Source organism: Arthrobacter ginkgonis (assembly GCF_039540195.1).
Taxonomy (GTDB): domain Bacteria; phylum Actinomycetota; class Actinomycetes; order Actinomycetales; family Micrococcaceae; genus Zafaria; species Zafaria ginkgonis.
In genome coordinates this window covers 1-13,384 of the sequence record NZ_BAABEO010000035.1, presented here as the reverse complement: position 1 = coordinate 13,384, position 13,384 = coordinate 1, and the positions used below count along the sequence as shown (strand labels likewise).

The following is a 13,384-nucleotide window of genomic DNA, read 5'->3' as shown; positions in this document are numbered from 1 at the left end:
AAGGAAAACCCCATGCAGACAGTGACCCTCAACAACGGCGTCGAGATGCCGATCCTCGGATTCGGCGTCTACCAGATCCCCGCCGACCAGACCGAACAGGCCGTCACCGATGCCCTCGCCGCCGGGTACCGGTCCCTGGACACCGCGGCCGCCTACCAGAACGAGGAAGCCGTCGGCCGCGCCATCCGCAACAGCGGCATCCCCCGGGGTGAACTGTTCGTCACCACCAAGCTGTGGATCCAGGACCCGGGCGAGGACAACACCAAGCGGGCGTTCGACGCTTCCCTGAAGCGCCTCGGCCTCGACCATCTGGACCTGTACCTGATCCACCAGCCCTTCGGCGACTACTACAGCGAGTGGCGGGCCATGCAGGAGATCCACCGGCAGGGCCTGGCCCGCGCCATCGGGGTCTCCAACTTCCACCCCGACCGGCTCGTGGACCTCATCGCCCACAACGAGGTCGCGCCCGCGGTGAACCAGATCGAGACCCACCCGTTCTTCCAGCGGCGGGCCGACCAGGACCTCATGCGCCGGCACGGCGTGCAGATCGAGTCCTGGGGGCCGTTCGCGGAGGGCCGGAACAATCTGTTCACCGATCCGGTCCTGGCCGGCATCGGCGAGGCGCACGGCAGGTCCGTCGCGCAGGTCGTGCTCCGCTGGCTCGTCCAGCGCGGCGTGGTGGTCATCCCGAAGTCGGTCCGCGTCGACCGGATGAAGGAGAACCTCGACGTCTTCGGCTTCGAGCTCGCCAGAGACGAAATGGACCGGATCGCCGCACTGGACACCGGGGCCTCGCAGTTCTTCGACCACCGCGACCCCGAATGGGTCAGCCGGCTCGGCGGCCGCAGGATCGACTGACGGCGGGCGCCGCGGGGCCTCCTCATTCACCACCCGTGTTCCGCGGAGGGCCTGGTACCGGCGTCGGTGCGCATGGGGCGGCGTGACCGGGTACGGCATAACCTCAAGAGGAGCGCCGGTGCCAGGCCACCAAGGCGCTGGCCCGACGGCCACCGGCCACGGAAGAACGGAGAACGCCAGATCGTGAATGGGTGGGAAATACTGCTGGGCCTCCTCGCGGGACTGGTCGGCGTCTACGTGATCCTGCTCCTGGGCCTATGGGTCTATGCCCGGCGCCACCCGGAGACGGTGGGCATGAAGGATGCCCTCCGCCTGCTGCCGGACCTGCTGCGCGTGCTCCGGCGCATGGCGGCGGACCGCACGGTGCCCGCCGGTGTGCGGGTCAAGCTGGGCCTGCTCCTGGCCTACCTTCTCCTGCCGCTGGACCTCGTGCCGGATTTCCTGCCCGTGATCGGCTACGCGGACGACGTGATCATCGTGGCGCTCGCCCTCCGCTCCGCGCTGCGTTCCGCCGGGCCCGAGCCGCTGCGCCGCCACTGGCCGGGAACGCCCTCCGGACTGGCCGTCATCGAACGGCTTGCCGGCCTGAAGCCTTCCCATCCCGGGGACTAGCGCAACAGGCCGGGGCCGCGTCTGCGCCTAGGACCCCTGGGCCACGGTGGCGACGACGAGTTCGATCTCGACGGTCGCGTCGGCCGGAAGGTTGGCCGCGGGCAGGGCGGTGCGGGCATGCCCGCCGGCGTCCCCGAGGACGGTTCGGATGAGTTTGGAGGCCCCGTCGATGACTTCGGGCTGGCGGGTGAAGCCGTCCGCGCTGGAGACGTAGCCGTTGAGCTTCAGGACGGTGCGAACGTTTTCAAGCCCGATGGTGGCCTCGAGCTGGGCCAGCAGGTTCAGCGCGCAAAGCTCGGCGGCCTCGATGCCGCGCTCGATGTCGTGGTCGGAGACGGGGCCGGTGTGCACGACGTTGCCACCGAGCTTGGGAATCTGGCCGGAGACGTAGGCGAGGTTTCCTTCGACCGCGACCGCCTCATAGGCGTACTTCGGGGCCGCGGCGGCGGGGAGGACCCATCCGTTGGCGGTGAGGTTCTGCAGGATGTCGGGGGTCATGTGGTTGTCCTTGTTCGTGGATGCGGTGCCGGACCGGGCTCGCCCGGTCCGGCACCGCGGCTTATGGTGGTGGGCCCGGCTCAGATGGTGGTGTTGTAGACGCGGTCCGCGCCGATGTACCACATGTCCTCCGCACCGATCGAGTAGTTCCCGAAGGACCACTGGATCTCGGCCGCGCCGAGCGAGCGGGCGGGCAGCGCGAAGGGATGCCCGGGCTTGAACTCCAGCCCGAAGGATTCCTGCTTGCCCATCAGGTGGCCGACGTTCCGCTTGCCGTACTCGGCGGCGAAGTCGGTCTCCTCGGCGAGCAGGTTGAGCTCGATCAGTCGCTGGCGGTGGGCCAGGACTGCTTCGACGGCCTCGCGGTGGACGACCTCGCAGTCCTTGCCCGCGTGCAGCGCCCCGATGATGTCCTCCCGCACGACCTTGAGGAAGAACTCGTAGCCTTCACGGGCCTCGTCGGTGGTGACGAGCGAGCGGGCCATGTCCGAGGTGGCCAGCACGACGCCATTGTGGGTGACCTTAAGCCCGGCGTCCAGCTTGACCGAGCCGGACCCGGCGGTGATCCGAAAGTCGGTCGGCGGGCCGGGGTACAGGCTGCGGTCGGCCGCGTGCAGGTTGACGAAGAAGGGTTCCAGCGCGAAGGGGATGCCGTGCTCCGCGCGGAACGCGTGGATCAGTTCGCGGTACTTGGCGTGTGCCTCGTTCTCGGTGATGTAGCCGCGCTCGGCGATGGTTTCCTCGGCGTGCTTGAGGGCCCCGGAGATGCAGTACGTGCTGGCGCGGGCGGCGATCAGCTGGAACGGCAGGTCCTCGTGGTCGCGCAGGTCCCGCCACTTCCCCAGTTCGAGGGACAAGGGAGCCAGTTCGACGCCGGCCCCGTGGAGGGCGTCGGCGGTGGCCGCTCCCAGCCGGTGTTCCTCGATGCCGGTGGCGCCGTCGCCGGCCAGGGACCGGATGGCCGCCGACAGGCTGCTGTAGGTGCCAGTGGGAACCCCGGGAATGGAGTAGTCCGTGGCCGGGCCTATCACGTAGAGCTCGCCGGTTCCGCCCACCCAGAGGGCGTGGAGCCCCTCCCGGGCGGCGAAGCCGGTGAGCTCGCTGAAGTTGGGGCGCGCGGAGGACAGCACGGCGGCGACCCCGTTTTCGGCAGCGATCTTCTCCAGCAGGCTGTAGCGGGAGTCGACGGCGTCGGTGAACTCGTCCTGGATGCCGTCCAGCTGCGGCAGGGATTCGACGAGGGCACGTGCCGCCCCGATGCCGCGGGCCCGGATCGCCCGGAAGTCCCGGAGGACCGCGCCGGTATCGAGGCGGTAGGCGACCACGGCCGCCGTCGTGCCGTGTTCCTCGATGCGGACGTCGAGGCCGGCGTCCTTGAGCGCGAGGTAGCGGGAGTAGGGGAAGCCGCCGTCGACGGCCACCGCCTCGCCAGGCCGGGCGAGCTCCTCGACGGCGGCGGCGAAGGACTTGGCCGAGCGGGTGGACTTGAGGGCCGGATCGAGGGTGACGTAGCCCTCGAAGAGGCGGATCCGGTCCATCGGGACGCCCTGGGACAGGAGGCTGCCCAGTTCCTGCTGGCGGGACAGTACGTACTCGCCGGCGTCGGTCGCTGCGACCACGGGAGTGGCCATGAGGGGCGAGTCCATCCGAATGTTGGGGATCAGGAGGTTGGCGAAGGGGTCGAATCCGTAGTTGTCGCGGATGTACTGGGGGTTGCTGATCAGTCGCATGCTGTTCCTTTCTTGTGACGCCGAGTGGGCGCCTAGCTGATGCCTTCCTTGACTCCGATGAGTTCGGCGACCTGGTGTTCGTAGGCCGCGAATTCGGGAGAGAACCGGTGTTCGCGGGTGCGCAAACGGGGCAGGTCGATCTTGATGTCGGCGATGACGCGGCCGGGCTTGTCTCCGATGACCACGACCCGGTCGGAGAGGAACACCGCTTCGGGGATGCTGTGGGTGACGAAAAGGATGCTGCGTCCGGTTTCGGCCCAAATCCGCTGGAGTTCGAGGTTCATGGTGTCGCGGGTCATCGCGTCCAGGGCGCCGAAGGGTTCGTCCATGAGCATGATCTGCGGGTGGGAGACCAGGGCCCTGCAGATGGCGACGCGCTGCTGCATGCCGCCGCTGAGCTCGTAGGGGTACTTGCTTCCGGCGTCGGCCAGTCCGACGAGCTCGAGCAGGTCCTGGGCGTCCCGCTTCATCTTGGGGGTGACCTTGCCGCGGAACTCCAGGGGCAGCAGGATGTTGCCGATGTTGTTGCGCCACGGCAGCAGGACGGGTTTCTGGAAGACCATGGCCAGGTCGTTCAGGGCCTCCTGGACGGGGTTGCCCTTGATGGTGACTTCGCCGGCGGTGGGGGTGAGCAGCCCTGCGACGATGCGCAGCAGGGTGGTCTTGCCGCCCCCGGAGCGCCCGACGATGGAGATGAATTCGCCTTCGCGGATCTGGAGGTCGCAGTTCTTTAGGATGGTTGCCGTGCCGTCGGGGGTGTCGTAGGACATCTCGACGTCGCGGACCTGGATGACGGGTGTGGTTTTCATGGTTCCTTAGCCTTCGTTGGCGGCCGGGGCGGCCATCTTCTCGTCGACGCGTACCTCGGGCAGGTAGTCGTTCGTGTAGAGGTCGGAGGGAGTGACCTTGCCGGCGTCGAGGCCGAGGTAGTTCCCGGCCAGGTCGACCACGCGCTCGGCTCCCTTGTCGCTCATGGCACCGAGGCCGAGGTCCGCCATTTCGTCGCTTGCCAGGATGGAGCAGGCGGCTTCGACCCCGGCCTGGGCGGCTTCGGGGCCCATCTCGGTGACGCTCTTCATCAGGGCCTGTGCGGCCTGCTCCTGGTTCTGGCAGGCCCAGGCGGCTCCGCGGAGGGTGGCGTCCATGAACCTGGATGCCTTGTCCCCGTCGCCGAGCGTCTTGCTGCTGGCGACGATGCCGTTGCCGTACATGCTGATGCCGATGTCGCTCCACTTGAGCACGACCGGGCTTTCACCCTGGGCCTTGAGCACGGGTTCGTCGGAGATGAAGAACGCGAGGGTGGCGTCCCACTGCTTGCTGAGCAGGCCTGGGATCTTGGCTTGGCCGGTTGCGGCGACGACTTCCACGTCGCCGGGGGCCAGCCCGGCCTTTTCCAGGGCCAGGGGCCACATGGCGGTCATGGCGCCGCCGGCCTCGGTGGCCACGGTCTTGCCCTTGAGGTCGTCCCAGCCCTCGATGCCCCGGCCTTCGGTGGTGACGGTCGCGTAGGCGGTCTCGGCCTGCACAAGCCCGATCTGTTTGACGTCGGCGCCTTCCGCCCGCGCGACGGCGGTCATGGCGAAGTCGGCGAATCCGAAGTCGACGCGTCCGGCGCTGACGGCCAGGGCGGTGTCCTTCGATCCGGTCCCGGGGAGGATGTTGACGTCGAATCCGGCGGCTTCGTAGAAGCCGTGCTCCTTCGCGGCGTAGAACAGGGCGTGCTTGGGAAGCAGGCCGACGTCCATCATGAGGGACACCTTCTCCTTGCCTCCTGCGCCGGAGGCCCCGGAGCAGGAGGTCAGCAGCAGGGTGGCGGCCGCGGCGCCGGCCAAGGCTTTGGTCATGTTGCGCATGTTCGTGGTCCTTCGGGGTCGAGTTACTTGGACGTTGCTTCGTTCCAGGGCAGCAGCTTCTTGCCGAGCCATTCGACGGCGACGAAGAGCACCAGGGACATCAGGGCCAGGCAGATGAAGGCGGCGAACATCGAGGCCAGGTTGATCTGGCTGTTGGCCACCAGCACGACGTAGCCGAGCCCGGAGTTGCCGGCGATGAACTCGCCGACGACGGCACCGCCGACGGCCATGGAGATGGAGATCTTCATTCCGGTGAAGATCGCCGGCAGCGAGTGGACCAGCTCGATCTTGCGCATCTGCTTGAACCGCGAGGCGCGGTTGATCCGGGCCAACTCCCGCAGTTCGGAAGGGACGGAGGCCAGTCCGTCGAAGGTTGCGATGACCAGGGGGAAGAAGGCGATGCTCAGAGCGACGGCGACCTTCGACTCGAGGCTGAACCCGAACCAGACGATGAACAGCGGGGCCAGCGCGACCTTCGGAATGGTGTTGATGGCGATGAGCGAGGGGTAGAGCGCGTGCCGCACGAAGGGCACGTAGTAGATCACGGCCCCGCAGGCGATGCCGAGCAGCGCTCCGAGCACGAAGCCGAGCAGCGACTCGTAGAGGGTGACCCCGCTGTGTTCGAGATAGTACGCCGGCTGCGCAACCAGCTCCCCCAGGGCGGCGGACGGGGCCACGAACAGGAACCGGGGCACGTCGAGCGCCCTAACCACTGCCTCCCAGAGCAGGACGAGGGTGAGCACGCCGATGGTTGATTTGACCGCGTTGGGTAGCGGGCGGCGGGCCTTGCGGCGCGGACGGGACGCCGCGTCAGACGTGCGCCCGCCGGAGGGCGGGGCTGCGCTCACGCGGGGCGCGTTGGTCTGGGTCGCCATGGAAACTCCTAATGTACGAAATGGTGAGTGAGCCTGTGACTGGAACAACATAACAAGCCGAGTCCCTACCGTCTAGAGTGAATTTGTGTGCTCCTTTCAGGAGGATCACGCGGAGATCGGGTACGATCGCAGAAAGTTCACGAACCAGTTAGTGAGGGCGAGATGACGCAGGTAGCGGATAGGCAGTCCCCCGAGCGGAAGCGCAACAAGGAGGAGACGAAGAACAACATCCTCGTTGTGGCCACCGAGGAGTTCGCCGACAAGGGGTTCGCGGGGGCGCGCATCGATGAGATCGCCGCGCGAACCCAGACCACCAAGCGGATGTTCTACTACTACTTCAGCGACAAGGAGGGCCTGTACAAGGCCGTGGTCCACAGGGTCATCCGGCAGATCCGCGCGGAGGAACAACGCGTCGACGTCGACGACCTGGCTCCCCTGGATGCGCTGCGCCGGATCGCCGAGATCACGTTCGACTACCACGAGGCGCATCCCGAGTTCGTCCGCGTGATGGCGGACGTCAACACCAACTACGCGGCCCTCTGGCCGGACGGGAAGCAGGAAGAGCTGGCCGGCCCCATCGTCGGTCAGCTGGAGCGGGTCATTGAACGCGGCGTGGAGCTGGGCGACATCAACCCCGCCACAAAGGCCGTCGACCTGCACTTCATCATCACGTCATTCAGCTTCTTCAGGATCTCCAACCAGTACACCTTCGATAAGCTATTCGGCCGCCGCACCATCGACCCGCGCGACCGCGAACGCATGCGCCGCATCCTGGGGGACCTCGTCGTGAGCCACGCCGCGGCACGCTAGCCATTGGTCCCCCGGCCGGGCGATCCGCCACGGATACGATGAACCGACACCGCACGTCCATGGGGGGGAACCATGAAGAAGCGCCTTGCGTATGCCTTGGCCACGCTGCTCTTGCTCACCGGCTGTGCCTCGGGCGGCCAAGCCGGCCAGGTTGCCGGCTCCACTCCGGCAGCAGATGCGAGCACTGCGGCCGACCGGGAACCGATGAGCATCGAGGAAGCAGCGGCGTACTTCCTGAAGCACGTTTGCCCCATGAACGCCATGGCGGACGAGTACGACGACGTGTATCTCGCCGCGTACGCCGAGGCCGAGGAGGGCGGCGCTCCGTCGCTGGGGTCCTTGACCGAGGCCTCTGCCGAGATGCGGGATGCCGCCCGGGACCTGGCGGATGCGTTTTCCGATGAGGACATCCTGTGGCCCAGCGTGATCGAGGAGGAGATCGAACCGCTCCTCGACGTCCAGTACGACTACATCGCTTCCATGGCCGTCCTGGCGAATGCCAAGACCACGGATCAGTTCTTCTTCCTTATGTCAGGTGTCGAACAGAAAGCCGCCCTATCGAATGGCGGGGCCATATCCCAAGAGATCCGGGCGAAGCTGAACCTCTCCGCGGATCCGGTGTACTCCTGCAGGAACTACACCAGCAGCTAGCCGGGCCCTAGGCAAGAATGGCCGCTTCCCTTTGTTTCCAAGGGAAGCGGCCATCGCATCAGTGGAGCCCCTTGCCGGATTCGAACCGGCGACCCCCTGTTACCAGCACAATTGTTTAGGGGTCCCTTCGGGAGCTCTGTCATCCCGCGAAAAAACCCCCGGATTCAAGGGGAAGTGGAGGGGTTCCTCGCCAGCCGGCTTCCCGTGAATGCCCGCAAAACCCACCGGATTCCCGCATCCAAATGCAATCAAAATGCAACGGGAACCAGCGGGAACTCGGTTGTGAGCCAGACACGCACCCCCACGCTCTCTAGGGGCATGACCACGAAGAAGAAGGCCGCCCCTGAGGCCGCCACCCCGAAGACCCTGGACCTTGTCACCCGAGAGGAAGCCGCCCGCATACTCCACCAGACCCCCAAGACCCTCGCCAACTGGCACTCCGCCCGGATCGGCCCGAAGTGCACGATCGTGGGGCGCCGCGCACTGTACCGGCGCGAGGACGTCATCGCGTTCTTCGAGGCGCTGGAAGCCGGGAAGGCCGCCTGATGGCCGGCCACGGCAGGGAGCCCCTCGGCGTTGGGGAGCTCGGCAAAATCAAGGAGTCGAAGTTCACCAAAATCGACGCGGTCACCAAGAAGGAGGTGGAATGGACCCGCTATGACAGCTCCGTGGGCATGCCCGACGGGAGCGTAAAACGTTTCCGTGTCAGCGCCCCAACCGAGACTGCCGCCTACCGGGCGATGCGCGCGAAGGCCGAAGAGCTGTCAAGCCTCGGCACGAGCCTCTCCAAGAAAAACCCGACGGTGGCCGACGCGTTCACCGACTGGCTGGAGCATCGCGAGAAGCAGGTGAAGGCCTCGGACCAGAAGACTATCGGCGGCAAGACCATCACCAGGCAAACCCTGGAGCAGTACCAGCACCACGCTGGAATCGTGATCAGGCTCCTGGGGCCGGTGCGCCTGACCGCCCTGAGCGTGCCGCTCATCGAGGCGAAGCTGGAGAGCCTCATCACCGGGGGTGATGAGCTCGAGGGGGCGTCCACGGCCAGGCTCTGCAAGGTGGTGCTGAAAATGGCCTTGGACCACGCGGTCCGCCTCGGCTACCTCAAGGCCAACCCCGCCGCCTCCGTCGTGCTGACCTCACCCGGCGTGCCTGAGGTTAAGGCTCCCGACCGGGCTGCCCTGGACCTGTTGCGCGCCATGGTCAAGGCTCGCTTCGAAGCCAAGGGCGTGCCCGGGCCGAAGCCAAACCGCCGCGTCCTGCAGGCCATCGAACTGATGGTCGCCACCGGTGCCCGCATCGGGGAGGTCATGGCGCTGCGCTGGCGGGATGTTGACCTCAAGGAGCCTTCCGTGGCGCTCACGGGCACCTTGATCGAGCGCGGGCCCCTGCGCCGGCAGAGCTACGGCAAATCGGCCAACAGCTACGCGAAGTTCATGGTGACGCCGTTCGTCGGCACGATGCTCATCGAAATGAAGGAGAACACGCCGTTCGACCGGTTGGATGATCCGATCTTCCCCACCCGCACCGGCAAGCATGCCGCCCCATCCGCGGTGCGGACATCCCTTCGCAACATCATCGAGAAGTCGGACGTCGAGCTGCCCATGCACATCTCCCCGCACAGCTTCCGCAAGGCCGTCGCCACCCACCTGGAGGCGACTATGGGGATCGAGGCGGCCAGCCACCAGTTGCGCCATGCGGATACCCGCACCACGCGCCGGCACTACATCGCGCGCGCCGAGCAGGTGCGGGATGCGACCCCCGCACTGGTCGAGCTCTCCCCCACCGGCCCCTGACTCGCGATGGAGTGAAAACCCCGGCGGCCGGACGGTTACCCGGGCAACGCAAAAAGGCCCCGCCGCATACCTCGATATAGGGGTACGCGGCGGGGCCAGGAGGCGGAGCGGGATGGATCAGTTGCTGGGGGCAAAGTGGCCGCGGAACGCATCGAGCACGGCATCGGCATCGTCCAGGCGGTCCAGGGCGCAGGAGCCCTCCGACCCGCCAGCCCAGGCGTTCCGTGACGTGAGCCACACCAGGACGCGCACCGGGTCGACGACCAGGCCTTTACCGGACGCGAGCAACCGCCGCACCGTGGGGTGGGCCGGATCGGCCGCCGTCTCGAGCAGCAACCCCTCAGCCTGCGAAGGCTCCGCGGACCGTGCCCGCTCTGCCCGCTCCGGATCCCCAGTGGTGTCCCAGACCACGCCCACCACGCCCAGGACCCCTGCCGGGTCTGCCGGCAGCAAGCGGGCGGCCGTGGAAAGCAGGCGATCGACGTCGTTCTTCTCCATGGCTCCATCCTGCCACCCCGGACCGACGCAAAAAGGCCCCCGAACCAGCCCCGTGATGGGGGCCGCGCGAAGCCAGGTTGTGGCTTAGTGAGGCGCAGATGAAAGCGGGGGTGGCGAAGGCCTCTAGCACCAGCCGCCAAGGCATATGACCGTGGGGTTAGTCGATCTCTCGGAATCCAAAGGATCAACTACGGGCAGCACAACGGCCGGGCTATGCAGTCCGGCCGTTGTGTTATCTAGATGCTCTCAGGATGACGGCCCGCCAAGTGAGGGGCTAGCCGGAGCCGGGGCTACGCGTCGTAGTTCTTGACGCTGAGCCGCAGCTCGTCGGCGAAGTTGTAGATCTCATCGAGTGAGTCGATCGGGTGGCGGGTTTCGGCCTTGTCGGCGTCGAAGACGCCGAGGTACTTCTGGCTCCTGTTGAAGTGCAGCCGTGCGATGGGCTTGCGGTTGTTGTCATCGAGCAGGATGGCGAAGTAGCTCTTCGCGTCGCGGTGGACAATGCGCTGGGGCTTGACTTCGCTGCAGACGATGGCGCGCACGATCTGGAAGCCTTCGAGCTCTTCCAGGGTCGTCTCGACGGAGTCATCGGCGGCCAGGTCGGCCTCGACGGCGGATTCGCTCGTCACGCTCGCGGCCAGGGTGGCCGTGTCAGGGGACGGGATGGGGGATTCGCCCAGGGCCGCCTTCAGGCGGTCGTTGACCTGGTCGCTGAGGAACTGCCGGGAAGCCTTGGCCACCAGTCCGGTGAACTGCTCGCGGACGCGCGCGGTGAAGGCGCCCTCGTAGACCTTCGAGGTGAGGAACTTGACCCACTCGTCCGTGGGCTCCTGGAACAATCCGGTGATGGTCCGCTTGAGCTGCCCGACGTACTTGAGTTCTTCCGCGGCGCTGACGATGGAGTCCAGGTCGAACTCGGCCTTGGACAGCTTCATCAGCTCGGGGATCAGCGTCTCGTCGATGTCGGCCATGTCCAGGACCAGGAACGGCTTGGAGTCCATGCGGTTGGGCGCATCCAGGTCCGTGTAGAACTGGTAGACCTCACCGTTGGTGAGGATGGCGATGCGCGCGTTGGTCACCGCGAAGTACCGGTAGAGCTGCGAGGCGTGCTCGATGCGCAGGTCCCCGGCGGACTTCTTGCACTCGATCAGCATCTGGACTTCGCCGTCGCGGACGATGGCGTAGTCGATCTTCTCGCCCTTCTTGATCCCGACGTCGGCCGTGAACTCGGGCACGACCTCCAGCGGGTTGAAGACGTCATAGCCGAGAATCGTCGAAATGAACGGCATGACAAACGCGTTCTTCGTGGCTTCCTCGGTGACGATGATGTCCCGCTGCTGCCGGATCTTGGCTGCCAGCGCTGCCAGCCGCTCTGCAAACTGCATTGCTTTCTTTCCCCCAAATTAGCGTGATGGTTGTGCTCAGAACCTATCGTGCGCGGCCGACGATAAAGGGGACGCTGCCAAGGACCTGCCGTGCCGGCCCGCACCAGGGGCCCCGAACCGGCCCCCGCGATGGGAACCGGCCCGGGGGGCCAAGTCGTGCATAGGCAGGGAAGTAGTCCTGCTCCGTCTTTGCCTTGAAGACCGCACCGGTGTGGGCGGCCTTCGTGGTGGTGGACGCGACGTTGCGGTGCAGGGTCCCATCCGCCTCGATGATGAAGCGGTAGTGGACGCTTCCCCTCCGGCAGCTGCGCGTACGGGGTGCCGGCCGTGGTGCTGCTCGCCCAGCCGCGCAGCATGACGACCCCGTCGGGCAGCAGGGCCGCCTCCAGCCGTCCAGTCGGGCGGGGGTGCAGGTGGCGGTGGCATGTCGCTCCTTCGGGCCGGTGTCCTACCCCATGCGGTTTCCCCCGACGCGGCGGGGAAGGGTGCTGTCGGCGTGCTGGGCGTCGGTGTCGATCGAGCCACCCCCGCCGCAACGGGGACATTGATGCATTGGTTCATTGCACCGTTGACGCATTGCTTCAATGCATCAGTGCATCACTGTTGACCAGTGAAGCTTCACTGAGGGTTGATTGACGAGTGTTCCCTGCTTGCGGGTGCGCGGCTGGTGGCCGTGCACAGAGCCGGTCCCGCCTCAGCGGCGGGCGGGGAGGATCGTCGTCGTGACGGCCACGGCCTGCGGCATGCGGGGAACGGAACTGAAGCCGAAGCGCACGGGCGGATCCACCGGCGCGAGGGGTCCGAGGCCGGCCCCGTTCCAGCTCGCCGCGGCGCGCTCGACGCCACGGATGGAGCGCACGCCATAGTACTCCCGACGCCCGCCTCCGGCGGAGCCGGCGGTGGCCACCCCCGGGAGCAGGATCCCCGCGGCGCGGTTCACGGCCGTCAGCCACGCCGGGTGGACGGCGATCCGGGCGGGGACCCGTTGCAGCATCCGGCCCAGCGCTGTCACGGGGCCCAGGTCGGCGCGCAGCTCCAGCGGGCCGCCGGAAACGCGGAGGACCAGTGCGGCGGTCCCGGGTTCGTTCCCCGGTTCCGCGCTCCGTTCCCCGGCGGGGCCCAGGCTGGCGCCCAGCGGCGCCACCACCACCTCGTCGAAGCGGTAGGTCGCGGACACATAGTCGGCGACCGCCCGGTTGGGGGCCAGCAGCGTCCGAAGCCCGTCGCGGTCCTCGGTCATGACGTCCGTGAAGGCACCGAGCGGGGAATCCATCCAGTGCCCGACCACCAGCCGGCGACCCGCACTGGTGCCCAGACCCGCGATGAACCCGGTAAAGCGTTCCATCCGGCTACCGTACGGCCCCGGCGGCCCCGGCGGGCCCGCCGCACGCCGTTGCGTAGAATCGACGCCGCCGCTGTCGAACGGACCACCTTGGCCAAGCTGTATTTCCGTTACGGCGCCATGAACCCTGGGAAGTCCACCGGCCTGCTGCAGGCGCCGTTCAACTACGAGGACCGCGACCACTCAAGGGTTCCTACTTCGAATATCGGGCTCAGGCACAGGTACGCGGCGTCCTTGACTGGCTGCAAGGTCCTGGTCGGCGAGGCGGGCGATAGCATTGCCACCGGGACCCGCAGGCCGCTCTCAGCCACCCCCGGCCCGGCCGATCACCCCACCAACAACCCGACGATGAGCGCACTAGCGTCTGCACCAGACGGTTCCCGGCCATAGCACGGTCTGTTTGGGGCTGTTTTGCCCCAGCGTGGCCGGCTCTGTCCCGCTTTTGGGGCAGCTTCTGGGGCAATGAAAACCGCGCC

The 13,384-nt window shown here is 67.0% G+C and carries 14 protein-coding genes and 1 pseudogene; 7 read left to right on the top strand and 8 right to left on the bottom strand.

The features are described from left to right. Positions 1 to 12 precede the first annotated feature (12 nt). Positions 13 to 858, top strand: coding sequence for an aldo/keto reductase (locus tag ABD912_RS22345; RefSeq protein WP_345154496.1), 846 nt, complete (start codon positions 13 to 15; stop codon positions 856 to 858). 183 nt (positions 859 to 1,041) lie between these two features. After that, on the top strand, positions 1,042 to 1,470 hold the full coding sequence (locus tag ABD912_RS22340) for a DUF1232 domain-containing protein (RefSeq protein WP_345154494.1): 429 nt from the start codon (positions 1,042 to 1,044) through the stop codon (positions 1,468 to 1,470). Between the two features lie 27 nt (positions 1,471 to 1,497). Here the strand turns inward: ABD912_RS22340 and ABD912_RS22335 are convergent, their stop codons facing one another. The 5 genes from ABD912_RS22335 to ABD912_RS22315 all read right to left on the bottom strand — a co-directional run bounded on the left by ABD912_RS22335 (position 1,498) and on the right by ABD912_RS22315 (position 6,426). After that, positions 1,498 to 1,968, bottom strand: coding sequence for a RidA family protein (locus tag ABD912_RS22335; RefSeq protein ID WP_345154492.1), 471 nt, complete (start codon positions 1,966 to 1,968; stop codon positions 1,498 to 1,500). A gap of 80 nt (positions 1,969 to 2,048) precedes the next feature. Further along, entirely contained in the window at positions 2,049 to 3,698 is a 1,650-nt protein-coding gene (locus tag ABD912_RS22330; protein ID WP_345154490.1) for a Xaa-Pro aminopeptidase, read from the bottom strand. A 32-nt stretch (positions 3,699 to 3,730) separates the two neighbouring features. Next, positions 3,731 to 4,507 carry an ABC transporter ATP-binding protein gene (locus tag ABD912_RS22325; protein WP_345154489.1) on the bottom strand — a complete coding sequence of 259 codons (777 nt, stop codon included), beginning with the start codon at positions 4,505 to 4,507 and terminating at the stop codon, positions 3,731 to 3,733. A gap of 6 nt (positions 4,508 to 4,513) precedes the next feature. Continuing rightward, a complete protein-coding gene (locus ABD912_RS22320; RefSeq protein WP_345154487.1) occupies positions 4,514 to 5,551 on the bottom strand; it encodes an ABC transporter substrate-binding protein in 1,038 nt (345 codons plus the stop codon). A gap of 23 nt (positions 5,552 to 5,574) precedes the next feature. After that, positions 5,575 to 6,426 carry an ABC transporter permease gene (locus ABD912_RS22315; RefSeq protein WP_345154486.1) on the bottom strand — a complete coding sequence of 284 codons (852 nt, stop codon included), beginning with the start codon at positions 6,424 to 6,426 and terminating at the stop codon, positions 5,575 to 5,577. Positions 6,427 to 6,588: 162 nt separating this feature from the next. On the opposite strand from ABD912_RS22315, the gene ABD912_RS22310 reads away from it, so the two are divergent. The 4 genes from ABD912_RS22310 to ABD912_RS22295 all read left to right on the top strand — a co-directional run bounded on the left by ABD912_RS22310 (position 6,589) and on the right by ABD912_RS22295 (position 9,683). Continuing rightward, positions 6,589 to 7,236: a TetR family transcriptional regulator gene (locus ABD912_RS22310; protein ID WP_345154484.1), complete on the top strand. Its 648-nt coding sequence runs from the start codon at positions 6,589 to 6,591 to the stop codon at positions 7,234 to 7,236. Between the two features lie 72 nt (positions 7,237 to 7,308). Continuing rightward, positions 7,309 to 7,887: a hypothetical protein gene (locus ABD912_RS22305; RefSeq protein ID WP_345154482.1), complete on the top strand. Its 579-nt coding sequence runs from the start codon at positions 7,309 to 7,311 to the stop codon at positions 7,885 to 7,887. Between the two features lie 282 nt (positions 7,888 to 8,169). Further along, positions 8,170 to 8,433 (top strand): helix-turn-helix domain-containing protein, encoded by a 264-nt coding sequence (locus ABD912_RS22300; RefSeq protein WP_345154480.1) that lies wholly within the window; start codon positions 8,170 to 8,172, stop codon positions 8,431 to 8,433. Continuing rightward, a complete protein-coding gene (locus tag ABD912_RS22295) occupies positions 8,433 to 9,683 on the top strand; it encodes a tyrosine-type recombinase/integrase (protein WP_345154479.1) in 1,251 nt (416 codons plus the stop codon). Before ABD912_RS22300 ends, ABD912_RS22295 begins: the two co-directional genes overlap by 1 nt. A 117-nt stretch (positions 9,684 to 9,800) precedes the next feature. Here the strand turns inward: ABD912_RS22295 and ABD912_RS22290 are convergent, their stop codons facing one another. The 3 genes from ABD912_RS22290 to ABD912_RS22280 form a co-directional block, all read right to left on the bottom strand. After that, complete coding sequence (locus ABD912_RS22290) at positions 9,801 to 10,181, bottom strand: hypothetical protein (RefSeq protein ID WP_345154476.1); 381 nt, start codon at positions 10,179 to 10,181, stop codon at positions 9,801 to 9,803. Positions 10,182 to 10,471: 290 nt separating this feature from the next. Then, on the bottom strand, positions 10,472 to 11,566 hold the full coding sequence (locus ABD912_RS22285) for a type I restriction endonuclease (protein ID WP_345154474.1): 1,095 nt from the start codon (positions 11,564 to 11,566) through the stop codon (positions 10,472 to 10,474). A gap of 694 nt (positions 11,567 to 12,260) precedes the next feature. Beyond that, complete coding sequence (locus ABD912_RS22280) at positions 12,261 to 12,911, bottom strand: hypothetical protein (RefSeq protein WP_345154472.1); 651 nt, start codon at positions 12,909 to 12,911, stop codon at positions 12,261 to 12,263. Positions 12,912 to 12,998: 87 nt separating this feature from the next. On the opposite strand from ABD912_RS22280, the pseudogene ABD912_RS22275 reads away from it, so the two are divergent. Beyond that, positions 12,999 to 13,085: pseudogene (locus tag ABD912_RS22275) on the top strand (thymidine kinase); the annotation flags it as partial. Positions 13,086 to 13,384 lie beyond the last annotated feature (299 nt).